Raw genomic sequence first — 23,945 nt, 5'->3', positions numbered from 1 at the left:
CTCTCATCCCCTGGACCGACCCTCAGGAGTCTTCGTTCCTGTGGGGCAGCGTGATCAGCACTAAGATGGTCACCGGCCCTGATGGCCACTACACCGGCGTCGAACGCCTGGCTGTAATCCGTTCCATCGAGGTCTACCAAGCCCGGCTCAACACCATCATGTGGTCCCTGACAGGCAGCGTCCTCGGCCTCACACTCCTCATCGCGGCGAGCACCTGGCTAGCCGTCGGTCGTGCGTTGCGCCCGGTAGAAGTCATCCGCGCAGAGTTCGCCGACGTCAGCGCCCATCATCTCGACCGGCGCGTCCCCGTCCCCAGCGCCGGGAACGAGATCGCCCGGCTCGCCAGGACCATGAACAACACCCTTGACCGGCTCGAGGCCGCAGTCGACCAGCAGCGCCAGTTCGTCGCCAACGCCTCCCACGAACTCCGCACCCCTCTTGCCGCTCTGCGCACCGAACTCGAACTCGCCCTCAACTGGCCCGAGAACGCCAGTTGGCCGCAAGTGGTCACCGACGCCCTCGGCGACACCCTCCGCCTGCAACACCTCACCACCGACCTGCTTCTGCTGGCCCGCCTCGACGCCAGCAACGTCTCTCCACCCAACAGCCGCGAGCTCGACCTGGCCGACCTCGTCCGCGACGAAATCGCCCACCGGACCACTCCGCCCCACATCACCCTCGCCCCCCACACCCCAAGCAACCCTGTACTGGTGCGGGGCAGCCGCAGCCTGCTCGCCCGTGTCCTGGGCAACCTCCTCGACAACGCCGAACGCCACACCACCAGCCTCATCACCGTCCGTCTGACCCACGACCCGGACAGCCACGAAGCCGTCCTCGACGTCATCGACGACGGCCCCGGCATACCCGTAGAAGACCATCAGCGGGTCTTCGAACGCTTCACCCGCCTCGACGACGCCCGCACTCGCGACGCCGGCGGTGCCGGCCTCGGCCTGGCCATCGCCCAACGCATCGTGGCCACCCACCACGGCACCCTCACCATCACACCCGGCAACCATGGCGCGCACTTCAAGCTCCGCCTGCCGACCCAGAACAGCCCGCTTTGACAGAAGGAAGCACCTGGTCACGTAGCAGGCCACTGCTCCGTCGAGATGGTCCGCCTTCAGCCCCGTTTCACCCTCGCACCGGCAGCCTGGAGGGAGTTCCTGGCGTACGCTTCCGCGCGCTGATCCGCTGCCAGTAGGCGATCAGGGCGCGGGCCGTCTCGGTGGGGCGCTCCACGTTGGGAGAGTGGTCGGCGCCTTCGATGATCGTCCGGTCGGCGGCGAGGCGGGTGGCCATGCTGTCCTGCCAGGGGACCGGCCAGGCGTAGTCGTCGCTGCCGGAGAGGACGAGTTTGGGAATCGGTACGGCGGCCAGTTCGGCGACCCGGTCCGGTTCCGTGAGGAGCTGGCGGCCCGTCGTGGTGAGCTGTTCGGGAACGGTGTTCAGCCAGCGGCGGTGGAGGAACTCCGCGACGTCGGCCGGGAGTTCCGCCGCCGCCTGCTCCGACCTCGGTGACTTCTGCATCTCCTGCCACAGGATTTCCTTCCCCAGCACCGGCAGCCACTCGACGAGCAGCCGTACACGCTTCTGCTGCTCGGGCTGCACCGCGGCGGGGCCTGATCCCATCAGGGTCAGGGAGGCCCAGGGGCAGGCAGCCGCGGCGGCGAGAACGGCCGCGCGGGCGGTCAGGGCACCCATGGAGTGCCCGAGGAGGTGCACCGGGGTGCCCGGTGCCTCGTCGAGCGCCGTCGTCTGAGCCCATACGTCGGCGGCCAGTTCGTGCTGCGCATAGGCCTTCTCGTCCGCCGGGCCGGGGGTTTCGTACTGGCCGCGGCCGTCGACCGCCACCGCGCGGTTGCCCGCCTCGCTCAGGGGCCGCAGCAGCGGCAGGAAGTCCTCCTTGCTGCCGATGAACCCAGGCACGAGCAGCACGGTGCCGGCGTGTGGGACCCCGGCGGGCGGGGTGCAGTCGAGGGCGGCGAAGGCGCCTCGGTCGGTCTCCAGGAGTCCTGCGCGTGTCCGTGGGGGGAGGGCGAGGCTCGGGGGTCGGCTCATGGGAGGAGGGTAGGGGAGGAACGTTCGCCGTTGGCCTGGTGTTCGACTACCGCGCCGGGACGCTCAGTTCCTGTCGGACCCGGGTGAGGAAGGCGCCGACCGGGCGCAGATCCCGGTGCGGGGTGAGGCCGGAGACGAGCCGGAGGACGTAGTCGCGGGCGCGACGGGAGTGGACCTGCTGGAGGTTGTCCACCGAGCGGTGTCCGAGGGCCAGGCTCTGTTCCAGGTCTCCGGCCTTGAGGTGGGCGGTGGCGACGACCGCGAGCCGCATGCCCACCGATCGGGTGAAGGCGTTCGGTGCCATCGCCTCCGCCTGCTCGTGCCAGGCGAAGCACGCCCGGGAGTCGCCGAGGTCGCGGTGGATCTCGGCAGCGTCGGCGGCGAGCCGGGGGCGGGTGAAGAAGTCGAGCCACTCCGGTGTGCCATCGGGGGGTGCGGCGTCGAGGAGGCGCTCGGCGGCCGCGAGGGCGGTGCCAGCGGCTCGGCCCTCGCTCGCCCGAGCGTGCGCGCGGGCTTCGATGAGCCGGGTGAACGCCAGGACACGGGTGCTCGCGTGGTGCATGGCCGGGCCGAGCGCGCCCTGGATCATGTCGAGGGCTGTGGCGGGTCGGCTGTAGAGGGTGGCGTGCAGGGCCATGGTGGCCAGGACATAGGTGGTCGCGTCGAGATCGTCGGCCGCGCGCGCCCAGTACAGCGCACGGTCGAAGTGCCGGCGGGCGGCAGCGTGTCGCCCGGTGTCGAGCGCGGCCCAGCCGGCCAGACGGGCCAGTTCGGCACAGATCGCGCACAGTTCGTGTTCGCGGGTGGCTGAGAGCGGCCGGCCGAAGAGAGGGAGGGCCCACTGGTCGAGCAGATGAGCCGCGGCCTGCGCCTGGGCGCTGCCGCCGCCGTACCGGGAGTCGCCGTGCCGGACGGCGGCGACGGCGCGGCGCAGTGCCGCGACCTCCTCCCGGCGGACCTGGTGGCGGTCCGCCTGTTCGGATGGCCGCCACGAGGGTCGGCCGTAGGTGGGTAGGGCGGCGGAAAGGGTGCCACCGCCCGCCGCGGAGAGCAGTATTCGACGGTTCATGGGACGACCTCCGTCGGTCGGCTGTCGGCTCAGGCGGCCGTGGTGAGTTGCCCGGCCAGATCCCGTACGTCTTTCAGGTAGGCGACCACGACCGGCTCGCGGCGCCAGGGCGCGAGCGACTCGGTGTAGATCTTCAGGTAGTCGAGTCCGCGGATGCTCTGCAGCCGGGCGAACAGCCGCAGGGACTCACCTCCCAGCCGCAGCGAGTGCTCCAACTCGCCCGACTGGGCGTGGGCGGTCGCCAGGACGGACAGCCGGATGCCGCGGGAACGCGCGTAGGCGTCCCCGGGCATCGAGCCCAGGGCGTGCCAGGAGAAGGTGGCCCGGGGATGCCCAAGGTCGCGGAAGATCTCCGTGGCGTCGGTGACGATCCGCTGCCGGGAGAAGAACTCGATCCAGGGGCGCTCCCCGGCACCCTCCGCCGCACCGCGTTCCTGGAGCCGCTCGGCGGTCGCGAGACAGGAGGCGGCCGCCCGGGCGTCCCGCTGCCGGGCGTGGGCGCGTGCCTCGATGAGTTTGGCGAACCCCAGTACGCGCGGGTCGGCGGTGGGGACCCGCTCGTAGGCGCCCTGGGCCATGTCGATGGCCTGGGAGGTGAAGCCGCGCATCAGCGCCTGCATGGCCATGGTGCTGAGCACATACGAACCGAGGTGCACGTCGCTGCCTGCCTTGGCCAGCCGCAGCGCCTGGATGAAGTGGCGCTGGGCGACCTGGTGCTGGCCGGCATCGAAGGCGGTCCAGCCGGCGAGCCTGGCCATCTCGGCGGTCACCGAGAACAGGTCGCGTCCGTCGTGCTCGGAGTACCGGCCGTCCAGCAGCGGAGTGACCCGTTCGTACAGATAGGCGGTGAGCGAGCGGGATTTCCAGGTCGCACCGCCGAACCGGGAGTCCCACATCCGGGCGGAGTCGGCCGCCTCCCGCAGTTCCTCGATGTGCGACCGGTCGACCGTGATCCGCCCGGAGGGGGGTGACAGGGCCTCGGTGGGGTTGACGAGCCAACGGGTCACCGGTTCCGAGAAGGCCGAGACCACGAAGGGCGAGCTGGCGAGGAAGGTCCGCCGGTTCACTGTGCTCCAATACGACGATGCTTCGCTGATCGCGTCGCGTTGGCCCCTCGGGAACTCCAGACCGGCGTCGCGGTCCAGATGACCGGGCCGCTCCATGCCGATCTCTCCCAGACCGACCGGCCTGCCCAGCCCTTCGGACAGTACGGCGCAGATGTGCTGCGGTACCGGCCAGCGCGGGCGTACACCGCGCCGACACCAGTTGGCCACGGAGGTGTGCGTGTATTCACTGGTGATTCCGTGCGACAGGCAGATCTGGTTGAGACGGTGGGCAAGTCTTTTGTGACTGATACCGGATTCCTCGATCAGGCTCTCCAGTCGGACGTTTCGCTGCGGTCGGGATTGCCTCTCCGCGGCTACATCAGTCACGTGCGCCCACCTCCTCCGAGGGCCGACTACGCGTGAACACCAGCATAGAGGCGGGCAGTTGGCGTGAGCGTCGGACGCGATTCATGAGCCCCCCTATGAGCCCTGCCGAGGGTTCACAGCGGGCTGATCTCCTGATGAAAGACAATCCGGCTCCCGGAATGGAGAGGATCGTGCGAAAGAACGGAAAGAGGAATTCCGCAGACGTCGGGCGCAGGCGTGCCGGGCGTTGGATGGTACTTACGGCTCGCTGGTCCGCCGCGTTGCTGTGCGCCTATGTGCCCCTGGCGAACCAGCTGCCGTCCCTGATGCCGGCCCCGCTGCTCAACGTGCTGGCCCTGCTCGCCGGGTTGCACGCGCTCCTGCCGCTCGACGGCGTCCCCCGCACGGTTCGTACGAGGGATGCCGCGTCTGCGGCCTGCCGTACCGACTCCGCGCGCCGGGTGCGCACCGCCGACACCGCGCACCCAGTACGTGCCGTCGGCACCCCGTGGGCCGTGGCACGTCACCGCGACCGCACACGGCTCTGCGGACCGAGGCCCCGTGCACACCACCCGGGACGCATGCACCGTCCGGGGCGCCCGAACCGACTTCTGGTGAGGGCGTCGGACGGCTCCGGACCACTGACCGCGAGTGGACGGACGGGGTCCCGCGCACAGGGGGCACCTTCGTCCTCCCACCGCCGAGGAGAGCGCTGAACGCGCAAGTTCGCGCGGCTCGCAGCCTGGCCCGGGCAGGGTCATCTCTCACCCGTTGGGCCGCACACCAACCTCTCCCCCACCAAGTACTCCGGTCGGCATGCGGCGGCCGTGGTCAGTTCGGGGCGCCGTCACCCGTTGTCTGTGGGAGGCTCAGGGGCAGGCCCGCGGAGCCGTCTGGGGGCTCTGTCTCGGCCCGAATCGCAGCAACTGGAGCCATCAGCATGAACAACGATCACCGTCCCTTCCGTCTGCTCGTCACGGGTGGTGGGACCGGCGGTCACACGTACCCGGCCCTGACTGCGGTGCGAACGCTTCACGCCCGTCTTGCGGCGCACGGTGAGCGGTTGGATGTCCTGTGGGTGGGCGAGGCGGACAGCCTGGAGTCGCGGGTTGCGGCGGCCGAGGGCATCGGCTTCGAGTCGGTGGCGGTGGGCAAGATCCGGCGGTCGAAGAACCCGGTCAAGATGGTGTCCCCGGCGAACATCAAGGACATGAGCCGTGTTCCGCTCGGTGTGCTCCAGGCCCGCAAAGCGATCAACCGTTTCGGTCCGGATGTGGTGCTGGCGACGGGCGGCTACGTGGCGGTCCCGGTCGGCGTGGCCGCGACCCGCCTGTGCCGCGTCCCGCTGGTCGTGCACGAGCAGACCGTGCGACTGGGGCTGGCCAACCGGACCCTGGCCTCAGCGGCGACGCGGGTCGCGGTGTCCTCACCGTCCACGCTGCCGCTCCTGCCCGAGAGCGTGCGCGCCGCCGCGGTGGTGACAGGCAACCCGGTGCGACCGGAGGTGTTCACCGGACAGGCCCAGAAGGCGGTCGACGCCCTGGGACTGCAGGGGTTCGACCCGCGGCTGCCCACTGTCTACGTAACCGGCGGCGCACAGGGATCCCAGCAGGTCAACACCCTGGTGCGTGACGTGCTGCCATGGCTGGTGGAACACGCCAACGTGATCCACCAGTGCGGGCGTGACAACGTCGAGGAGCTGCGCCGGCAGACCGGGCACCTGCCCGCAAGCGGCGCGGCGCGCTACCACCTGACCGGGTATGTGGGGGCTGAGCTGCCCGACGTCCTGGCCCTGGCGGACGTGGTGATCTCCCGCAGCGGCGCCGGGACGATCGCCGAGCTCACCGCGCTGGGCAAACCGGCCGTCTTCGTCCCCCTCGCCACCTCGGCCGGCAACGAACAGGCCCACAACGCACGCCACCTGGCCGACAGCGGAGCCGCCGTCGCACTGATCGACGACGTGTCCGCCCAGCGGCTGCAGGACGCCGTGGCACCTCTGCTGACGGACCCGGCACAGCGCGCAGCCATGGCAGAACGGGCCCGTGCGCACGGTCGCCCGGATGCTGCTGAGCGCCTGGTCGATGTGGTGCTTGCCGCGGCCGGGAGGTAGGCCCCGGCCACAGGTGGTCACGGGTGGTGCCGGTCTGCACCCTCCTCTATGAGGCCGGCACACGCGGCGGTTCAGCTGCAGCGCCTGACCACCGACCTGCTCCCGCTGGCCCATCTCGACGAGGTCTGTACCCACACTCTCGGCGGCGCTACTACCCAACACACGCCTCCGCACCGGAGGCGCCCACCTGCTCGGGCCACAGGCAGCCGGGGGCAACAAGGAGCGAATCGGCGTCGGCACCGACGTCGAGTCAGTTGCGGCTCAGTGTCCGCGTCACGCCCGCCACGACCGTCGTTGTCAGGATCCAGCCGACGGCGATCAGCCCGTACGCGAGCCCTTGTACGGCCCTCTCATCCCAGTGCCAGCCGTCCCGCTGGCCGAGCCCGCCGAACGGCACCATCAGATCGAGGGCGTACGCGATGGGGTTGAACGGTGCACCCTCGCCCTTCTTGTTCGGTACGGGCGTGTGCGCGGCGAAGACGACCGAGCCGAGCAGTGTGAGCACCGCGAGCCAGATCCCGGCGATCCACGGCCGGTACCCGTATCCCACGGTTGCTTCGAGCAGCCAGCCCCAGGCCCGGCCGGCCGAACCGAGCGTCGCCCGGCGCCGCCGCTCGCGCACCAGGAGCACGCGGCGTGCCTCGTCCTCGTGCCCGGATCGCCGGTAGTACGAGGCGAGTTGCTCGTAGGGCTGCGGCGCGTAGACCGGCTGGTGGCGCAGCCATGCGAGCCGGTTCGTCACGTCTTCGCGGCGTGTGCCCGCGGTCTCGCCGAGCCAGTCGTAGGTGAATCCGTCCAGGCCGAGTGTCGTGGGCCAGGTGCGGGGGTCGTCCTGGAGTCGGCTCGCGTGTGCGTTGCGCAGGTTCACGCCGCCCGTGGGCGGTTGGGCGAACTGCAGGTCGAGCGCCTCGGTCCGCATCCCCACGCACATCACCGAGGAGCCGGATCCGGTGAGTTCGGCGTCCCGCAGAGAGACCAGGTCGTCCACCTGAGCGCCGCGCAGGCGTATCCGACCGTCGGCCCGCAGGCCCTGGAGCCGCACGTTCGATGCCTTCACGGCGTCTCCGTGGAAAGCGCGCGCGTCCGCCGCCCCGACAGTGATCCGCGCCCCGCGCATCCACAGCCCTCCCGGCAACTCGGCTCCGGGGAAGCCGACTTCGCCCTCCGCATGGAAGCCGTCCTCACAGAAGACGCCGCCACGGGCGACGAGCCCGCCTCCTTCCAGGGCAGTCCGCCCCGGTGCGACCAGATGCGCGCCGTCGAGGCGTACCCCGCCCGCGATGTCGGCGTGCACCAGGTCCACGGCGCTCTCGGTCCCGTCGCGCTCGCCGATGACCGACCGGCGCAGGTCAAGCCGCCCACTGAACTGGGTGGTTGACGCCCTCAGTCCGGGCAGCGTGCAGCCGACGACGGCCACAGCGAGCGTCGTCGCGCCCTCCAGACTGAGGGTCTCGTCGAAGCGGCACGCCTCGAACCGCACGGCCCGCCGGATCTCGGCTCCGTCAAGCCGCAGCATCCCCCTGACCCGGGCGTCGCGCAGGACATACGGCTCCGATCCCGAGCTCTCGTCGAGGATCTCTCGTCTGACGCTCTCGGCGTCGACGCTTCGCTCAGGGGTGGGCGACACGGGGCGCTATGGAGCTGGTGCGGGCGGCGGGGGAAACGGTGAAGGTGAGGCTGGACCCGAGTGCGGGCCTGGGGTCGCGGATGTGGATGGCGGTGACGGGGCCGTGCAGTCGTGCCGCGGTGTTCATTCGACTCCTTGCACTCCCTCCAGCAGGCGCGCGCCCTCATCGTGGACGACGCAAGTGACCGCAGCATTCCACACACGGGGTGCAAGCCACTCGCCTGGTCAGGCTCGTGGGTCGTGTGTTCGCTGGAGGTGGCCGCCCCGACAGGCCGGCGACCGAGACGTGATCAGGGCTGATCGCTGATGGCTCGGTAGGCCGCGATGAACAGGGTGTAGCACAGGTCGATCAGTTCTTCGACGGTGGCGTTCTGGTGGCCGAGTGTCCAGTCCACGAGGAGTTCGTTGACTCCGCCGACCAGGCTCATCGTGGTCATGGAGAGCCGGCTGCAGGAGGTTTCCGGGGCAGGTGGCGGTGCGACGACGGCGGCGATGAGTGCGGCGAATTCGTGCAGGACCTCACGGCGGCGCACTTCGAGGCGGGGGCTGGCGCCCACGACCTCGATGAGCACCAGGCGGGCCATGCGGGCGTCACCGGTCAGTGTGCGGATGAACACCTCGAGGCCGGCGCGCAGTTGGGCGTCGACATCGGGTGCGGCAGCGGCTGCGGCCTGCGCGGTGTCGGCTCTGATCGTAGCGATCAGCTCGTTGTAGACCCCGGCGAGTAGGTCTTCGCGGTCGCGGAACGACTCGTAGAAGTAGCGCTCGGTCAGTCCGGCGTGCGAGCACACCTGCTTGACGGAGACCGAGGCGTATCCGGCCGTGCCGAACAGGTCGAGGCCCGCCTGGATGAGGCGGGTGCGGCGCTCCTGCTGTCGTTGCGCCGCATCGCGTCCGCCGTAGCGCCGCCCGGCGGTCTGTGTGCCGGTCATTTCTCCCCTTCGCAGAGGTGTTGACACCGGTGTGCTCTGAACTGACACTCTAGCTTGTCAGTTCATCTGACATGGCGTCGTGTCAGAATGGCATAGGCCGCCTTCCGCTCAGCGTTCCGCTCATGCCCAGGGCAAGAAAGGGGCTCGACCGTGGCAGCACCGCCCAGGAACCCGTACAGGTTCAGCCGAAGAGACCGCGACAGGCTCCCCCGCACACGACCGCTGACCGGCCGAGTGATCGCGGTCACCGGGGCGGGCCGCGGCATCGGACGTGCCGTCGCGGCCCGGCTCGCCGCAGCCGGAGCCGCCGTGGCGATCGGCGATCTCGACGCGGAGCTCGCCGTCGAGACGGCTGGTGCCATCGGCGCGCATCCCGGTGGCCGACTGCTCGGACTGTCTCTCGACGTCACCGACACGCCTTCCTTCGACGACTTCCTGCACACCGTCGAGACCCAGCTCGGGCCGATCGACGTACTGGTCAACAACGCCGGAATCATGTGGGTGGGCCCCTTCGCGGAGGAACCGGAGGAAGCCGCCCTGCGCCAGTTCGACGTCAACGTCCACGGCGTACTGCGCGGGATGAAACTCGTGATCCCGGAGATGCGGAAACGCGGTCACGGCCACGTGGTGAACATCGCCTCCGCCGCCAGCAAGGTCGCCCCGCCCGGCGAGGCGACCTACGCGGCCACGAAGCACGCCCTCCACGGCTACAGCACAGCCGTCCGCGCCGAACTGCGCGGCACCGGCGTGCACGTGTCCCTGGTGATGCCCGGCGTTGTGGACACCGAGCTGGCCGTGGGCACCGCGACCGGCCCCACCCGGCGCCTGACGACGGATCAGGTGGCCGACGCGGTGCTCGACGTCGTACTGCGCCCGCGGTTCGAGGTCTTCGTTCCCCGCCAGGTGGCCGCCCTGACCCGACTGGCCGCGCTGCTGCCGGGCCGTGCCCGCGACGCCCTGCATCACCGCCTTGTCCCCGACCAGCTCGCCGCCCTGTCCGACCGGTCGGTCCGCGCGGCCTACGAGCAGCGCACCCGGACCGCCCGCCATCCCGAAGGTTGAGCCCGTGACCACCACGCCCAAGCCGGCGCCCAGCGCGAAGAAGGCCCAGGACACCGCCGCTCTGCGTCCCATCCCCGAATTCGAAGGTGTCCACGACATATGGCCCCGCGGTGACCGGCTGCGCGCCGTGCGCAGCGCCGCCGCCACCTACCGTGAGCGGTTCGTCCAGCAGGGCCGCATCCACGCCGTGCGCAGTTTCGACATCGCCGCCGCCCCGTACCCGACCCGGTTCGGCTTCCATGGCGCCGCGCTCGCCGTCAACCCGTTCGTGAGCATCGTCAACCGGATGCTCGTCGTGCAGTTCGACGGCTTCGACGGTGAGCCCAAAACACTGGTGTGGGAGCCGACCGTCGCCGCCGGAACGGCTCAAGCACCGTTCTACGCCCAGCTCAAGCGGCTGGCGGGGGACTTTCTCACCGAGCACGTCTTCGCCCGCTACTACCAGGACCCGAACACCGTCCTGCCCTCCTGCGGTCTGCGACCTGAGGACGTGGACTTCGTCAGCTTCGACCATCTGCACGTCCAGGACGTGCGCATGATCATGGGAAGCACCAGCACGATTCCCGGCGAACGGACGCCCCGCGAAGCGCTGTTCCCGCGCGCCCGGCTGTTGGTGCACCGCAGGGAACTGGGCACCTTCGCATCGACGCACCCGATGCAGTGGGCCTGGTACGTCGACGGAGGCATGGACGGGGTACCGGACGAGCGCGTCACCGCATTCGACGGCGATGTCGAACTCGGTGTCGGCGTCAGCCTGTTGTGGACCCCCGGCCATACGGACGGCAACCACTCCCTGGTGCTGAACACCCCCGACGGGGTGTGGGTCTCCTCCGAGAACGGCATCTCGGCCGACAACTGGCAGCCCGAGCTCTCCCGCATCCCCGGGGTGCGCCGCCACGCCGCGTTCTACGGCCATGAGGTGGTGCCCAACGCCAACACCCTGGAGGACTCCCTCGACCAGTACGACTCCATGGTCAAGGAGAAGACTCTCGCCGACCCCAGCCGACGCGATCCGCGCTGGCTGCAGATCCTGCCCTCCTCGGAGTTGGCGCCCTTCAAACGGCAGTGGCCGGTGCGGCCCAGCTTCCTCCACGGCGGTCTGAACTACGGCGAGTTGACCCCTGCCGGAGGTGGCCGATGACTGGCCCGGCCGCCCGCCGAATCGCCGTAGACAGCGTCGACGGCGGGGAGTTGGCCGCCTACCAGTGGGGAGCGTCCACGGCTCCTGCGGTGGTGCTGGTCCACGGCTATCCGGACACCAGCGCCGTGTGGCGCCCCGTGGCGGAGTGCCTGGCCGACCGCTTCCACGTCACCGCCTTCGACGTGCGCGGAGCCGGTGCCTCCCACCGGCCCAGGGGTCTGCGCGCCTACCGGCTGTCCCGCCTGGAAGCCGACCTGGAGGCGGTTCTCGACGCCGTGAGCCCCGACCGCCCAGTGCACCTGGTCGGACACGACTGGGGATCGATCCACTCCTGGGAGTCGGTCACCGGCACCCGCCTGGCCGGGCGGATCGCCTCGTTCACCTCCATCTCCGGACCCTGCCTGGACCACGTCGGCCACCTGATCCGGGCCCGCCTCCGGCCGCGGCATCCGGATCTGCCGAAGATGCTGCGGCAGGCCGCACGGTCCTGGTACATCACCTACTTCCATCTTCCGCTCCTGCCCGCCCTGACCTGGAGAGCACTGGGACACCGCTGGCGCGCCTTCCTCACCGGATCCCAAGGCGTACCCGGGGACACTCCCTACCCCGCGCCGACGCTGGCCCGCGACGCCGTGTCCGGCACCGCGCTGTACCGCGCCAACATGCTGCCCCGCCTGCTGCGTCCCCGGGACCGGCGGACCACCGTCCCGGTTCAACTCATCATCCCCACCCGCGACTTCTGCGTCACCCCGGTGCTGTCGTACGGAGTGGAGCACTGGACGGGCCAGATACAACGGCGCCCGATCGACGCCGGGCACTGGGTACAGCTCAGCCACCCCGAGGAGATCGCGTCCCGGATCGCGGAATTCGCCCACCGCGTCGAAGACGGCTCCCGCCGCGATCCGGACCACACCCCGCACCCGATCTGACAGCCCAGCAGTACTGGACGACTGCCTGACCGCCCCTTCGCACACACCGATCGCCGAGGGAGGAACTTCTCATGTTCCGAGCCGCACATGCCCGCCCGCACCGTCCGTCCGAGCCCATCGACCACCACGACCTGGTGCTGCAACCCCGGGACGTCACCTTCGACTGGGGCGCCACCCCGCTGCACTGGCTGCCGGGTGAGCCCTTCGCGACCCACACCTTCGATGTGCTCCACCTCATGCTTCCCGAGCTCGAACGCTGGTTCGTGCGCACCTTCGAGCAGGCACTGCCACTGATCACCGATGACCGGCTGCGCGAGGACGTACGCGGCTTCATCGGCCAGGAAGCGATGCACGCCGAGGCGCACCAGGAGGTCCTGGAGCACCTGCTCGCCAAGGGGCTGGACCCGGCTCCGTACACCCAGCAGTCCGAATGGATCTTCCGCAGGGTGCTCGGGGACCGGCCGGAGCTGACGCCGGCCGCCGCCCACGCGCACCTCCTCCAACGGCTCGCCCTCATCGCCGCCTTCGAGCACTTCACCGCGTACATGGGTCACTGGATTCTCAGCAACGGGCACCTGGACCAGGCCGGCGCGGACCCCGCGATGCTCGATCTGTTCCGCTGGCACGGTGCGGAAGAGGTCGAACACCGATCCGTCGCGTTCGACCTGCTGGTGCACCTCGATCCCCGGTATCGGCGCCGAGTGGTCGGCATGCTCGTCACCGCCCCGGTGCTGACCCGGCTGTGGATCCGCGGAGTCCGCTTCCTGATGAGCGCCGACCCCGAACTCGACGACCGCGTCAAGGTCCGCTTCCGCGATTACCTGACCGCGGCCCGCAAGAACCTGTTGCCCCCGCCGGGCGCATTCGCCCGCTCGGTACTGCGCTACTTCCGCCCCGGCTACCACCCGACCCAGGAGGGCTCGACCCAGCAGGCGGTCGCCTACCTGGCGGCGTCCCCCGCTGCCCGAGCGGCTGCCCAGTGACCCAGCAACCAGCAAGGCATCCCATGGACATCAGCACACCCGTCACTTGGCCGCCGGACCTGTACGGCAGGCCGCGCAGCGACTCCTTCATGCAGAAGCTGGCGGCTTTCAGCGACAACGCGGTCACGCGCCTCGCGCGGCGCAGCACTCCTCCCCGGCGCCCGCCGGCCACCGAGATGCCCGTGATCCGGGAACTGGTGGTCGCCGCCAAGCACCAGGAGGCCGAGGATGTCGTCTCCCTGCGGCTGGCAGCACCCGACGGGGCAATACTCCCGCCCTGGCAGCCCGGCGCCCACATCGAACTGCGCCTGCCCTCCGGCCGCAAGCGGCAGTACTCCCTGTGCGGCGACCCTGCCGACCGGTACGGGTACCGCATCGCGGTGCGTCGCATCGCCAACGGCGCAGGCGGATCGGCCGAGGTGCACGACGCCCTCGCAGACGGTATGCGGGTCACCATCACCGGGCCCCGGAACGCCTTCCCCTTCGCCGCCGAGACGTCCATCCTGCTCATCGCGGGCGGCATCGGAATCACCCCGATCCTGCCGATGGCTCGGGAAGCCGCCCGGCGCGGACTGGACTGGCGGCTCGTGCACACCGGCCGCAGCCGCGCCTCGATGCCCTTCGCGGCAGAGCTGGCCGAACTCGCGGCCGCAGCCCCTGGCCGGGTCTCCATCCGTCCTGACGACGAGTCCGGCGCGCCTGACGCAGCCGAGCTGTTGAGCGTGAGCCCGGCGGCGGGTGCGGTGTACTGCTGCGGGCCCGCGCCCATGATCGACGGCGTCCGGCGCGCATTCGGTGGCAGCCGCGCGTCAGCCCTGCACTTCGAGCGCTTCGCCCCGGCCCCGATCACGGACGGCCGTCCCTTCGAACTTCAACTGGGCGGCACCGGACGGGTTCTGCCCGTGCCCTACGACCGCTCCGCCCTGGATGTTCTCCACGAGGCCCTGCCGGACCTGCCGTTCTCCTGCCGCCAGGGGTTCTGCGGCACCTGCCGGATACGGGTGGCCCAGGGCCAGGTCGATCACCGTGACCGCCGGCTCACCGCCACCGAACGCGCGGCCGGCGCCATGCTGCCCTGCGTCTCGCGTGCACCGGAAGGAGAGCGGTTGGTGCTGGAGGTGTGAGCGATGGCCGAGCGCCCGCGGAGCGCGGCCGTCGCCGCGAGGTACCTCAGCGGCAGGGTTGATACCCGACCCATAGAGCGACGGCTTCGCAAGTACCCTCTGCGTTCCCGCGACGCGAAGCTGTCCGCCGAGGACATCGCCTGCGGCTACCGCCAACTCCAGGAAGGGGGAACGGGGCGAAACGCTCAGTGGATCTGGTTCCCTCAGGGCCGCCGGGCTGCCGGCCGGGTCAGTGGGACCAGGCGGCGGTCCCCGAAGGTGACCATCGCGTGCACAGGTGTGGCGCTGGCGCGCATGAGCGCCGCGACGCCCCGGCGGCCCTGCCCGCGGGCGAGCTCCGACCCCGCGCTGATCATCAGGGCGGTGAGGGCCGGCATGGGACGACCGAAGAGCGTGATCTCCTTGATGCGTGCGTCGTCGTCGAGCCGCAGCAGTTGCGCCTCCTCGAACGGCTGGGACCCCACCCGCGCTCGGTAGAACAGCGCGTAGGCGTCGCCCTCGCCGGTCTGGGTGTGGAAGCGGATGTCCTCTACCGCCGTGAACGCCGAGTTCAGGAAGGAGCGCAGCTGGTCAGGTCCCTCGAAGCGGAACTGCTCGGTGAGCGGCGAGCTGAGGACGACGTCCCGGCTCAGGCACGCGACCGCGGCGTCGACGTCACCGCGTTCTGAGGCGGCGCGCCAGCTCGCGACGGTAGCGGCGGCGGAGTGCAGGGTCTCGGACATGGCTCTCTCCCGGTATCAACGACGCGATGGAGCGCGGGGGTGGCGGATGTCAGCCGGCCAGCTTGTTCATCGTGCGGATCTGCTTGTCCAGGACCCAGGCGGGAACGAAGCGGAGCATGCGTGCGCGTCCGGCCATGGGACCGGCGGCGTAGCGCAGTTTCGGCTTCGCGTCGGTCGCTGCCGCGACGACCGCCCGGGCGACCACGGCGGGGTCGTCACCGCCCTTGATCGCCTCCGTCATCAGGCGGTCGAAGACGTGCCGCTGGTCGGCGTAGGTCTGCAGGGGGGTGTCGGGCTTGGCACTGTTGGCCTCGAATCCGGTCCTGGTGTAGGCGGGTTCGACCAGGAGCGACCGGACGCCGTACTGCCGCACCTCGTGGTCCAGGGACTGGGAGTAGCCCTCGATCGCGTGCTTGGACGCGCCGTAGACGGCCATGTAGGGAGCGGGGATGAACCCCTGCACGGACGAGAGGTTGATGATGCGTCCGCGCCCCTGGGCGCGCATGTGCGGCAGCACCTCCTTCACCATGCGCATGACCCCGAAGACGTTGATGTCGAAGACGCCCTGGGCCTGCGCGAGGGAGGTTTCCTCGGCCGCGCCGATCGAGCCGATGCCGGCGTTGTTGACCAGGACGTCGATCCGCCCGAACCGGTCGATCACCTGCTGGACCACGGTGGTGACCGACTTGTCACTGACCACGTCGAGGTCGAAGAACGTCACACCCTGGAGCGGGGTGACGCGTGAGGTGTCCCGGCCCGTGCCGGCCACCTCGAAACCCGCCGCGACCAGCGCTAGCGCGGTTTCCTTGCCGATACCGGAGGACGCGCCCGTCACCAGTGCCACCGGCCGATTTGTCGTCATCATGAACTCCCGGACTCCAGAGGAAACCGATCGGTTTCACCTCCGCCCCACTGTAAACCGATCGGTTTCCACGTACAAGCTCAAGCAAGGAACTGATCCCGGGCACGCCTCACGGGCTGCCTTCAGGTCGGGCTGACCCGTGCTGCGATCGCCGAGTTCGCACCCAAGGGCTGCTTCGGCGACTTCTGCACCTCTGCCGAGACGATGGAGAGGCGAAGGGGGCGCGAGCGGGCATGGCGCACGGGACACAGACCTGCGGTCCGGTGTCGTCATCCATGACCACGACCCGCCGTGCCGCTTGAGGCCGCTTCAGCGAGGCGTTCCGTACCCGTGGATCCCCGGGATGACGAGTTGTCCGCCTGTCTGTCCGGCCTGGTCGATGTCGGCGTCGTCCAGGCTGAGTTGAAGCTTGAGACCGAGTTCGCCGATCGTGTCGTAGAGCCACTCCGGGACGGTGTCCGGGGTGAGGTGCACACGGAGGATGGGTGGCGTGGGAAGGTTTTCGACGCCGGAGACGGTGCCTGTCAGGCTTTCGACGTACATGGTGATGTCGTCGCCCTCGAGGGTGGACGTGGAGCCGGGTGCTCCGTCGATGTGCTGGATCTGCGGGCCGGCGGACACCGCCATCTTCAGGTCGCGGATGTTGACAGCCGCCGCGGAGAACTTGAGTACCCGCTTCGGTCCGGCGGCCGTGTTCACGGTCACCACGCCCTGGAAGACGAGGTCTTGCAGTTCGAGGCGGCTCCCCTGCATGTTCCATGCCTCGGCGGAGAATCGGCCGGCCTGATGGTCCTCGGGGGCTTTGAGGTCACTGATGTCGCAGGTGCGGGCGGCTTCTCGGGCGGACTCCGGTCGGGGCGACGGATGGGCGGTCCGGTGGCTGGGGGCAGGTGATGCGGGCGTCGTGGGCAGTCGGGGCTCGGACGGTGCTGTGGCCTCTGGCCTCGAAGTGCCCGAGCTCGGTGAGGGGCTCGCGTGGGGTGAGGGGCTCGCGTCAGGTGACGGGCTTTCCTGCTCGGCGTCGTCACCCAGGAGGGAACCGAGGATGTCCGCAAGGCCTGTTGTGGGAGAGGTTGCACTGGGGGAAGGGGTGGGAGTGGCGGGCGGTGCTGGGGGCGGGCCCGCTCCCCCGTCGTCCGTGGGCTGCGGCGGCTTGACGTGCTCTCCGCTCGGGTGAGGGCTGGACGTGCGGGGATCAGCGGACGGGGTGGGGGTTGCGGGAGCGCTCGTCGCAGAAGGTGATGTGCCGTCGGGACGGGCACAGTCGACACCGTGGTTTCCCGGTCCGCCCGGCCCCTCTTCGGCAACGGAGAGCGCCGCGGTGGCGCTCGTGTCGACGGACTCGGGCAGACGTTGACTGCCCAGGATGAGGGCGGTCGGCAGCGCGGTCAGCGCGAGAGCCCTCCCGACCGGCAGACGCAGGCGTGTCAGCGCGGACGTACGGGGGCTGGCGTGTCGGCCTCTCGGCGGTCGAACGAGGCGGGGTACTGCGGCCTCGTCGCGGGTGTCGGGTGACTGGTCGCTCACTCCCCCTCTCCTCCCGCCCGGCCGACGGCGGCTGACGGCCCCTCGGCGCCGTCGGCTATGCCCTCCGGGTGCCCCTCCACCGGGCCCCATGCCAGAGCCAGGAGTCCTCCCGTCGCCGCGAGCAGCGTACCGACGAAGAATCCGCCGAAATTGGAGATGGGAAGCGACAGCACGCCGAGGAACACCGCGACGCAGCCGGCGAAGAACCTGATGATCGGCTGGAACCAGAGGAGGCCGCCAAGGACGATCAGCGTCAGGCCGATGACCAGGGATCCGGCCCCGGCGGTGGTGGACATCGCCACGGACAAGGCGCCCAGGGAAAGGTTGAAATAGGGGAAGTAGATGATGGGCGCGGCGGCAAGGAGCACCAGCAGACCCGCCCAGAAGGGGCGGGTGCGCCGCCAGGCCCGGAAGTCCCGGCGGGCGCGGGTGAAGCCGCTGACGCGGTAGGGGTGAGCGGGTGCGCCGGCACTCGCCATGTGGCAGCTCCCAAGTCTTGAGCGAGTCATGGGTCCGTGAGGGGATGAGGTCGCCGGCGCCCCCGGACCGTCGCAACGACAGCGCTTCCACGCGCTTTTCCATGCGCTGGGGGCGACGGGGCCGGCCGAGGTCAGAAGCAGTCGTGCCGGCCGGCCGCGATGTTCATGTGCAGGCCTGACAGTTCGAACGTTCCCGCGGTCGTGGCCCAGACCTTCTGGTGGGCGTCGATGATCTCGACCTTGTCGGCCTGCTGGGCGTAGCCGTTGGGATCGACCTTGTCCTTCGGGTTGACCTGACCCTTGGTCATGGAGCCGGTGGCGACGCCGATGTCGACGTTGGTGAAGGTGCCCTTCTTGGCCTGGAGGTCGGTCATGTCGATGTACAGGTTCTTGGCCTTGACCGGCGTACCCGATCCGCCGGCCTTGAGCGTCATCGTGTAGGTCCCCAGCACGGGAATGTCCACCGGCACGGACTGGCACATGTCGGTGACCGTCGCATCCTTGATGGACGAGACGGAGACGGGCACGCGCTTGCCGTTCTTGGCGACGTCGACTGTGGCGTAGTTGCCGAATCCGGTGCCGCTCAACTTGCCGGCCGAGACCTGGAAGTCGGAACCGGAGATGCTGAACGAAGCGGCCAGCGCGCCCTGGGCCATGGAGACGGCGACCGCTGCCGTGGCGGCCACCGTCGGCACCGCACCGACGGCGAAGCGCTTCCAGTGGGTCTTGCCGATTCGCTGGGACATGGTGTGGTTCTCCGTTGTCGAGGCGTACGAGACGACCGGACCCAGAACTGACTGGCCCGGGACGGGGGAGGAACTGCGGCCGGATGCGGCCGCGTCGATGCAGGCGACTTCCGCGGGAGCATGTTTGTCCACGCAGGCAGACACGCCGAAGAGGCACTCGATAGTGTCGCTACCGAGTGCCTGATAGTGGCACTATCGAGCTGGGTGGGGCAACCCCCGGTAACGCGATACTGGTGGGACAGTTGAGCGTGAGGGAGCGCATGAGGATTTCAGAGCTCAGCCGACGGTCCGGGGTACCGGCGGCGACCATCAAGTACTACCGACGGGAAGGGCTGCTCCCCGAGGGCCGCGCGCTGAACCCGACCACGGTCGAATACGACGAGGAGCACCTCCAGCGGCTCCGCCTGATCCGTTCCCTCATCCAGCTCGGCGGGCTCTCCGTCGCCCGGACCCGTGAAGTGCTCGAAGCCGTCGACCGCCCGCTGGACGCGTTCGAGACCCTGGGCGTCGTCCACCACGCGCTGCCCGTTCCCTCCGCGGAGACGGAGGATACGAACGGGAAGAGCGGCGCGGACGACGAGGACGACGCCGGACCGGAGAGCGCCGCCGACGAGGCGGCACCGGGCGGAGCCGCCGCGAGGGTCGAGGCCCTCATCGAGAACATGGGCTGGCAGATCTCCGACACGTCGCCTCACCGCCCGGCACTCGCCGAAAGTCTCGCAGCGCTGAGCCGTCTCGGCACCGACTACACCGCCGACGACCTCATCCCCTACGCACGGCTCGCCACCTCCACCGCGGACCTGGACTTCGCGCAGTTCGACGGGATCGAGGACCGCATCGCCCTGGCCGAGCGAGCGGTGGTCCTCACCGTGCTGTTCGAGCCGGTCGTCAGGCTGCTGCGGCGGCTGGCCCAGGAGGACGCGAACCACCGTCGACATCATCGCCTTGCGTGCGGGCGGGGTGAGCAGCCGGCGGAGTGAACCCTCGGCGGGATGGCCAGAACACGGCAGGTACTCCCGCTCGCGCCATGAAGACGCAATGGGGGCCGAAGTGCCTCGGGGGGGAAGGCACTTCGGCCCCTTGCCGGATTCAGAACCGACCGGATTTCAGGCTCCGACCGGGTTCAAACCCCGACGGGCACCGGCTTGTCGGCTTCCGCCGGCATGTCGCCCTCCTTGATGCCGAACCGGTCGTAGAAGCGGGCCAGCGGGCCCGGAGCCCACCAGGCCGCCCTGCCCAGCAGTCTCATGACGGCCGTTCCCAGCAGGACCCGCACCACCAGCACGTCCGCCAGGACCGCGAACACCATGCCGACGCCGAAGAGCTTGATGGTCAGCACATCGCTCATCCCGATCGCCGCGAGCGGCACGCACATCAGCACCGCGGCGCTCACGACCAGGCGACCGATGGACTGCAGCCCGGTCGCCACGGCTTCCGTGCTGTCACCCGACTTGTCGTACTGCTCCCGCATCCGGGACACCAGGAACACCTCGTAGTCCATGGAGAGTCCGAAGATCAGCGCGAACAGCATGATCGGCATGTTGGGCTCGATGTTGCCCGTCGGATCGAAGCCGAGCAGGCCGTTCAGATGGCCGTCCTGGAAGATCCAGACCAGGACGCCGAAGGTCGCGGACAGCGACAGCATGTTCATCGCGATCGCCTTCAGCGGCAGCAGTACCGAGCCGAACGCGAGGAACAGCAGGATGTACGTCATGACCGCGATGTAGAGCAGCATCCACGGCAGGGTCTCGCCCAGTGCGTCCAGGGTGTCGTCGTACACCGCCGACTCACCGCCGAAGTACGCCCGGGCGCCCGGCGGTTCGGGGACGTCCTTGAGCCGGTTCACCAGGTCGCGCGCGTGGGTCGAGATGGGATTGCCGTCGTAGGTGACCGACACCCGGGCCGTGGTGCCCTCCATACCGCTGATCCGGGCGCTCGTGGCGCCCTCGGTGGCGCCGAGCCGCTCGGCGTACGCCTTCAGCGCCGCGCCCTGCTCCTTCGAGGTCCCGTCGGACTTCAGGACGAGCAGCGAGTCGATGGACTTCACCGCGTCGCCGTCGAAGTCGTGCTCCATGGCGTTGAAGACCTGGCGGCCCTCGGAAGTGCTCGGCAGCTGCTGCGCGTTTATGGAACCGAACTCGATCTTGGAGAACGGCAGGGCGAGCGTCAGCAGCAGGCCCACCGCGCCCACCACCACGAAACACCGCCGCCGCATCAGGCCGTGCCCGAACCGGTACCAGGCACCCTCACCCGCCGCCGTCGGACGCACGGCCTTCTTGCGGCGCAGCGGGAAGGCGTTGACCTTCGGTCCCATGACGGCGAGCAGCGCGGGCAGCGCGACCAGTGAGAAGAGCACCGCGAGCAGGACCGCTGCCACACCGCCGTACGACATCGACTTCAGGAAGGTCGACGGGAAGAGGGTCAGGCCGGCCAGCGCCGCCGCGACCGTGGTGCCGGAGACCATCACGGTGCGCCCGGCCGTGGCGAGGGTGCGCCCGATCGCCTCTTCGCCGGTGTAGCCGGCCGCCAGTTCCTCGCGGTAGCGGCTCACGATCAGCAGGCCGTAGTCGATGGCGACCGCGAGACCCAGGATCGTGACCAGGCTCATGGAGAACACGGACACGTCGGTGATGTTGGCGATGGTCCGCAGGACGGCCATCGACCCGAGGATGGAGAGCACGCCGACGATCAGCGGGAGGAAGGCCGCGGTCAGACCGCCGAACACGACCAGCAGGAGCAGGAAGAGCACGGGGGCCGAGATGATTTCCGCGGTTCTCAGGTCATGTTCGATCTTCTCGCTCGCCTGGTGGCCGGTGGGCACCGTTCCGCCCTGCAGGGTCTGCAGGGCGGGCGCCGGGATCTTGTCCTTGACCGCCTCGTACGCGTCTTCCTTGGCCTTCTCGCTGCTGCCGTGGAGGTTCAGGGCGACGTAGGTGGCGTGCCGGTCGTGACTGACCTGCGCCGGCATCTTGGTGGTCCAGAAGTCCAGGTAGCCGGTCACCTCCGACGTCGGCAGGGACTCCAACTGCCGGACGACCGCCTGCTGGAAGGACGGGTCGTCGACGGTGCGGTCCTTGTCGCGGTAGACGATCACCGCGTCGGGTGTCCGCTGCGGGAACGCCTTCTCGGCGATGCGGGCCGCGCGCACGCTGTCCGAGCCGGGGTCCTGGAAGCCGAGCGGCGTCAGGGAGCCGAAGACTCCGGCACCGTAGGCCCCGGACAGGACGGCGAACAGCACGGTCAGTATCAGCAGGGGCTTTCGCCTGCGGTGGAGCAGGTGCCCGAATCTTTCGAACATGGATTCTCCTGGATAAGTGGGAAGTTGTTGTCAGCCGAGGCTGAGGACGGCCTCGACCAGCAGGTCGGGCTGCTGCTCCTGGAGGAAATGACCGGCGTCCGGGACCGTCAGATGGGCCCGCCCCTTCGCGCCCGGGATGTGCTCCTGGAAGACCTGCTCGAAGGCGCGCGTGATGTCCTCGTGCGCGGCGAAGGCGGTGAGGAACGGCTTGTCGAAGGCGGTCATCCCCGCCCAGGCGCGGCTCAGCATCGAGGCGGGCGGGTCGGTGGCGTCGAGCGGTACGAGGTGCGGGAACTGCCGTGCTCCGGAGAAATGCCGAGCGGACGGGAACGGAGCGTCGTAAGCGGCCTTCTCCTCCTGGCTGAGGACGTGGGCGGTCTGGTTGAGGGCGCTGTCCGGGCTGCCGATGGCCCACGAGGCGGTCAGGTCCGGTGACTCGGACTGCTCCAGCCAGTGCAGGAAGGCGCCGGCGGCGGGCGCGAACTGTTCCGGCGTGAACGAGGCCATGACGGCCGGTGCGGCCAGGCCGGTGTTGGCGGCGACCACGGCCGCGAACCGGTCGGGGGTGAGCCCGACGTGCACGAGGAAGACGAACCCGCCCCAGTCCTGACCGAACAGGGTGATGTCCGCGAGGCCGAGCTGGTCCAGCCAGACACCGGTCCAGGCCACGTGGGACTCGTAGGTGTACGCGTCCCGGTCGACCGGCTTGTCGGAGCGGCCGAACCCGATCAGATCGGGAACGAGGACGCGGCGGCCGGCCGCCACCAGGCCGGGAATCATCTTTCGGTACAGGTAGCCCCAGGTCGGCTCGCCGTGAGCGAGGACCACGACCGGGCCGTCGGGCGGCCCTTCGTCGACGTAGTGCATGCGCAGGCCCTCACCGACCGTGACGTACCGGGGCGGGTACGGCCAGCCGGCAAGGCCCGTGAAGCGCTCGTCAGGTGTGTGTTCGATGTCCACCCAAGGAACCATAACAGTGTTTTGATTGCTCATCGCAAACCTGTTTGCGCACCACCGCGCCTTGCATCCGCCTCATCCAGGCGCTCGAATTTCCCGCTCCCGGGAGCATTCGTAACGGTGTTGTAATACGCTGGCGCCATGGCCAAGCCCAAGACACATGACGAAGCGCTCCGGCTCAAACTCCTGCACCGCGCGGCCGCCACGGTCTTCGACCGCGGCACGGCCGCTCTGAGCCTGCGACAGCTCGCAGCCGACGCGAAGACCTCGACCACAGCGGTCTACTCGCTGTTCGGCAGCAAGGCCGGGCTGCTCAGCAGTCTGTACCAGGAGGCCGTGCGGCTCTTCGTCGAGCGGCTGGCCGGCGTCCGCCCGACGGACGACCCGGCCGGCGACGCGATCCGGATCGGGCTGGCCTATCGCGAGTACGCCGTCGCCAACCCGCACCTCTACGCGATCCTCTTCTCCGACCGCAGCATCCAGTGCCCGTCCGATGCGGACAGACCGCGCGAGGTCGTCGAGACGTACCGGCCCCTCGTGGACGCCGTGCGCCGCGGGCAGGTCGCCGGGCAGTTCGGTCCCGCGTCCGACGCCGAGGTCATCGCGCTGTCGGTCTGGGGAACGGCCCACGGCCTGGTGTCCCTGGTGCTGTCCGGGAACGAGCCGCCGGAGCGTGCGGTCGCCGACTGCTACGAGCAGGCGCTGCGGGCGCTGGTGAGGGGATGGCAGAACAGCGAGGAGCCGGTTGCCGAGTCCGCGGGTTCAGGCTCCCGCACCGCGGGTGCCCGCGAGTGACATTTTCAACGGGTGATGGCCAGGACAGCGTTGCATCACTTCCGGGACTCCGCGTGAAGAAGACGGACGGGACGACCACGCCCTTGCCCTGGACCGCAGCGGGCCAGGCCCC

General features: G+C 69.7%; 22 protein-coding genes. 9 read left to right on the top strand and 13 right to left on the bottom strand.

Annotated features, from left to right (window positions below; all coding sequences use genetic code 11):
* Nucleotides 1–50: 50 nt before the first annotated feature.
* Nucleotides 51–1,064 (top strand): sensor histidine kinase, encoded by a 1,014-nt coding sequence (locus OHU89_RS46455; RefSeq protein WP_405652089.1) that lies wholly within the window; start codon nt 51–53, stop codon nt 1,062–1,064.
* A 67-nt stretch (nt 1,065–1,131) separates the two neighbouring features.
* On the opposite strand, the gene OHU89_RS46450 is transcribed toward OHU89_RS46455, so the two are convergent.
* The 3 genes from OHU89_RS46450 to OHU89_RS46440 are packed head-to-tail and all read right to left on the bottom strand — an operon-like array spanning nt 1,132 to nt 4,401.
* The gene (locus OHU89_RS46450; RefSeq protein ID WP_405652087.1) at nt 1,132–2,058 is read right to left on the bottom strand and encodes an alpha/beta fold hydrolase; all 927 of its coding nucleotides are present in this window, start codon (nt 2,056–2,058) and stop codon (nt 1,132–1,134) included.
* A 46-nt stretch (nt 2,059–2,104) separates the two neighbouring features.
* On the bottom strand, nt 2,105–3,127 hold the full coding sequence (locus OHU89_RS46445; RefSeq protein WP_405652085.1) for a sporulation protein: 1,023 nt from the start codon (nt 3,125–3,127) through the stop codon (nt 2,105–2,107).
* 29 nt (nt 3,128–3,156) lie between these two features.
* The gene (locus OHU89_RS46440) at nt 3,157–4,401 is read right to left on the bottom strand and encodes a sporulation protein (RefSeq protein WP_405652083.1); all 1,245 of its coding nucleotides are present in this window, start codon (nt 4,399–4,401) and stop codon (nt 3,157–3,159) included.
* Between the two features lie 1,078 nt (nt 4,402–5,479).
* Here OHU89_RS46440 and OHU89_RS46435 point away from each other — a divergent pair.
* Nucleotides 5,480–6,649, top strand: coding sequence for a UDP-N-acetylglucosamine--N-acetylmuramyl-(pentapeptide) pyrophosphoryl-undecaprenol N-acetylglucosamine transferase (locus OHU89_RS46435; protein ID WP_405652081.1), 1,170 nt, complete (start codon nt 5,480–5,482; stop codon nt 6,647–6,649).
* A 250-nt stretch (nt 6,650–6,899) separates the two neighbouring features.
* On the opposite strand, the gene OHU89_RS46430 is transcribed toward OHU89_RS46435, so the two are convergent.
* The 3 genes from OHU89_RS46430 to OHU89_RS46420 all read right to left on the bottom strand — a co-directional run bounded on the left by OHU89_RS46430 (nt 6,900) and on the right by OHU89_RS46420 (nt 9,208).
* Nucleotides 6,900–8,276 carry an oxidoreductase gene (locus OHU89_RS46430; protein WP_405652079.1) on the bottom strand — a complete coding sequence of 459 codons (1,377 nt, stop codon included), beginning with the start codon at nt 8,274–8,276 and terminating at the stop codon, nt 6,900–6,902.
* On the bottom strand, nt 8,260–8,403 hold the full coding sequence (locus OHU89_RS46425) for a hypothetical protein (RefSeq protein ID WP_405652077.1): 144 nt from the start codon (nt 8,401–8,403) through the stop codon (nt 8,260–8,262). Before OHU89_RS46425 ends, OHU89_RS46430 begins: the two co-directional genes overlap by 17 nt.
* Nucleotides 8,404–8,566: 163 nt before the next feature.
* Nucleotides 8,567–9,208 carry a TetR/AcrR family transcriptional regulator gene (locus OHU89_RS46420; RefSeq protein ID WP_405652075.1) on the bottom strand — a complete coding sequence of 214 codons (642 nt, stop codon included), beginning with the start codon at nt 9,206–9,208 and terminating at the stop codon, nt 8,567–8,569.
* Between the two features lie 150 nt (nt 9,209–9,358).
* On the opposite strand from OHU89_RS46420, the gene OHU89_RS46415 reads away from it, so the two are divergent.
* From OHU89_RS46415 to OHU89_RS46395, 5 genes are all read left to right on the top strand, one after another.
* Complete coding sequence (locus OHU89_RS46415; protein WP_405652072.1) at nt 9,359–10,270, top strand: SDR family oxidoreductase; 912 nt, start codon at nt 9,359–9,361, stop codon at nt 10,268–10,270.
* A gap of 4 nt (nt 10,271–10,274) precedes the next feature.
* Nucleotides 10,275–11,411: a hypothetical protein gene (locus tag OHU89_RS46410; RefSeq protein WP_405652069.1), complete on the top strand. Its 1,137-nt coding sequence runs from the start codon at nt 10,275–10,277 to the stop codon at nt 11,409–11,411.
* Nucleotides 11,408–12,340, top strand: coding sequence for an alpha/beta fold hydrolase (locus OHU89_RS46405; RefSeq protein WP_405652067.1), 933 nt, complete (start codon nt 11,408–11,410; stop codon nt 12,338–12,340). The genes OHU89_RS46410 and OHU89_RS46405 overlap by 4 nt, the downstream gene beginning before the upstream one ends.
* A 71-nt stretch (nt 12,341–12,411) precedes the next feature.
* On the top strand, nt 12,412–13,323 hold the full coding sequence (locus tag OHU89_RS46400; RefSeq protein WP_405652065.1) for a metal-dependent hydrolase: 912 nt from the start codon (nt 12,412–12,414) through the stop codon (nt 13,321–13,323).
* A gap of 23 nt (nt 13,324–13,346) precedes the next feature.
* A complete protein-coding gene (locus OHU89_RS46395) occupies nt 13,347–14,447 on the top strand; it encodes a PDR/VanB family oxidoreductase (RefSeq protein WP_405652063.1) in 1,101 nt (366 codons plus the stop codon).
* 203 nt (nt 14,448–14,650) lie between these two features.
* Here OHU89_RS46395 and OHU89_RS46390 read toward each other — a convergent pair whose 3' ends face one another.
* The 5 genes from OHU89_RS46390 to OHU89_RS46370 all read right to left on the bottom strand — a co-directional run bounded on the left by OHU89_RS46390 (nt 14,651) and on the right by OHU89_RS46370 (nt 18,783).
* On the bottom strand, nt 14,651–15,169 hold the full coding sequence (locus OHU89_RS46390) for a nuclear transport factor 2 family protein (protein ID WP_405652061.1): 519 nt from the start codon (nt 15,167–15,169) through the stop codon (nt 14,651–14,653).
* Nucleotides 15,170–15,218: 49 nt separating this feature from the next.
* Nucleotides 15,219–16,031 (bottom strand): oxidoreductase, encoded by an 813-nt coding sequence (locus OHU89_RS46385; protein ID WP_405654949.1) that lies wholly within the window; start codon nt 16,029–16,031, stop codon nt 15,219–15,221.
* A gap of 309 nt (nt 16,032–16,340) precedes the next feature.
* On the bottom strand, nt 16,341–16,784 hold the full coding sequence (locus tag OHU89_RS46380; RefSeq protein WP_405652059.1) for a hypothetical protein: 444 nt from the start codon (nt 16,782–16,784) through the stop codon (nt 16,341–16,343).
* Nucleotides 16,785–17,554: 770 nt separating this feature from the next.
* Nucleotides 17,555–18,037 carry a DUF6114 domain-containing protein gene (locus OHU89_RS46375; protein ID WP_405652057.1) on the bottom strand — a complete coding sequence of 161 codons (483 nt, stop codon included), beginning with the start codon at nt 18,035–18,037 and terminating at the stop codon, nt 17,555–17,557.
* A gap of 131 nt (nt 18,038–18,168) precedes the next feature.
* Nucleotides 18,169–18,783, bottom strand: coding sequence for a DUF6230 family protein (locus OHU89_RS46370; protein WP_405652055.1), 615 nt, complete (start codon nt 18,781–18,783; stop codon nt 18,169–18,171).
* Between the two features lie 260 nt (nt 18,784–19,043).
* Here OHU89_RS46370 and OHU89_RS46365 point away from each other — a divergent pair, with 260 nt between their 5' ends.
* Nucleotides 19,044–19,763: a MerR family transcriptional regulator gene (locus OHU89_RS46365; RefSeq protein ID WP_405652053.1), complete on the top strand. Its 720-nt coding sequence runs from the start codon at nt 19,044–19,046 to the stop codon at nt 19,761–19,763.
* A 143-nt stretch (nt 19,764–19,906) separates the two neighbouring features.
* On the opposite strand, the gene OHU89_RS46360 is transcribed toward OHU89_RS46365, so the two are convergent.
* Complete coding sequence (locus tag OHU89_RS46360; protein WP_405652051.1) at nt 19,907–22,081, bottom strand: MMPL family transporter; 2,175 nt, start codon at nt 22,079–22,081, stop codon at nt 19,907–19,909.
* Between the two features lie 30 nt (nt 22,082–22,111).
* Nucleotides 22,112–23,041, bottom strand: a complete 930-nt coding sequence (locus OHU89_RS46355) for a haloalkane dehalogenase (protein ID WP_405652049.1) — start codon at nt 23,039–23,041, stop codon at nt 22,112–22,114.
* Between the two features lie 138 nt (nt 23,042–23,179).
* Between OHU89_RS46355 and OHU89_RS46350 the strand changes: the two genes are divergently transcribed.
* Entirely contained in the window at nt 23,180–23,833 is a 654-nt protein-coding gene (locus tag OHU89_RS46350) for a TetR/AcrR family transcriptional regulator (RefSeq protein WP_405652047.1), read from the top strand.
* The last annotated feature ends 112 nt before the right edge of the window (nt 23,834–23,945 follow it).

Origin of the sequence: Streptomyces sp. NBC_00019 (assembly GCF_045041015.1) — a bacterium.
GTDB lineage: Bacteria > Actinomycetota > Actinomycetes > Streptomycetales > Streptomycetaceae > Streptomyces.
The sequence above is the reverse complement of the archived record's forward strand: the minus strand, read 5'-3'. Positions and strand labels throughout refer to the sequence as shown.

What these genes read in the sequence shown, in the direction of transcription:
- OHU89_RS46450 (WP_405652087.1), bottom strand. Translation starts at nt 2,058, where the DNA reads ATGAGCCGACCCCCGAGCCTCGCCCTCCCCCCACGGACACGCGCAGGA.
- OHU89_RS46445 (WP_405652085.1), bottom strand. Translation starts at nt 3,127, where the DNA reads ATGAACCGTCGAATACTGCTCTCCGCGGCGGGCGGTGGCACCCTTTCC.
- OHU89_RS46435 (WP_405652081.1), top strand. Translation starts at nt 5,480, where the DNA reads ATGAACAACGATCACCGTCCCTTCCGTCTGCTCGTCACGGGTGGTGGG.
- OHU89_RS46425 (WP_405652077.1), bottom strand. Translation starts at nt 8,403, where the DNA reads ATGAACACCGCGGCACGACTGCACGGCCCCGTCACCGCCATCCACATC.
- OHU89_RS46420 (WP_405652075.1), bottom strand. Translation starts at nt 9,208, where the DNA reads ATGACCGGCACACAGACCGCCGGGCGGCGCTACGGCGGACGCGATGCG.
- OHU89_RS46405 (WP_405652067.1), top strand. Translation starts at nt 11,408, where the DNA reads ATGACTGGCCCGGCCGCCCGCCGAATCGCCGTAGACAGCGTCGACGGC.
- OHU89_RS46400 (WP_405652065.1), top strand. Translation starts at nt 12,412, where the DNA reads ATGTTCCGAGCCGCACATGCCCGCCCGCACCGTCCGTCCGAGCCCATC.
- OHU89_RS46395 (WP_405652063.1), top strand. Translation starts at nt 13,347, where the DNA reads ATGGACATCAGCACACCCGTCACTTGGCCGCCGGACCTGTACGGCAGG.
- OHU89_RS46390 (WP_405652061.1), bottom strand. Translation starts at nt 15,169, where the DNA reads ATGTCCGAGACCCTGCACTCCGCCGCCGCTACCGTCGCGAGCTGGCGC.
- OHU89_RS46385 (WP_405654949.1), bottom strand. Translation starts at nt 16,031, where the DNA reads ATGACGACAAATCGGCCGGTGGCACTGGTGACGGGCGCGTCCTCCGGT.
- OHU89_RS46380 (WP_405652059.1), bottom strand. Translation starts at nt 16,784, where the DNA reads ATGCAGGGGAGCCGCCTCGAACTGCAAGACCTCGTCTTCCAGGGCGTG.
- OHU89_RS46375 (WP_405652057.1), bottom strand. Translation starts at nt 18,037, where the DNA reads ATGGCGAGTGCCGGCGCACCCGCTCACCCCTACCGCGTCAGCGGCTTC.
- OHU89_RS46370 (WP_405652055.1), bottom strand. Translation starts at nt 18,783, where the DNA reads ATGTCCCAGCGAATCGGCAAGACCCACTGGAAGCGCTTCGCCGTCGGT.
- OHU89_RS46365 (WP_405652053.1), top strand. Translation starts at nt 19,044, where the DNA reads ATGAGGATTTCAGAGCTCAGCCGACGGTCCGGGGTACCGGCGGCGACC.
- OHU89_RS46360 (WP_405652051.1), bottom strand. Translation starts at nt 22,081, where the DNA reads ATGTTCGAAAGATTCGGGCACCTGCTCCACCGCAGGCGAAAGCCCCTG.
- OHU89_RS46350 (WP_405652047.1), top strand. Translation starts at nt 23,180, where the DNA reads ATGGCCAAGCCCAAGACACATGACGAAGCGCTCCGGCTCAAACTCCTG.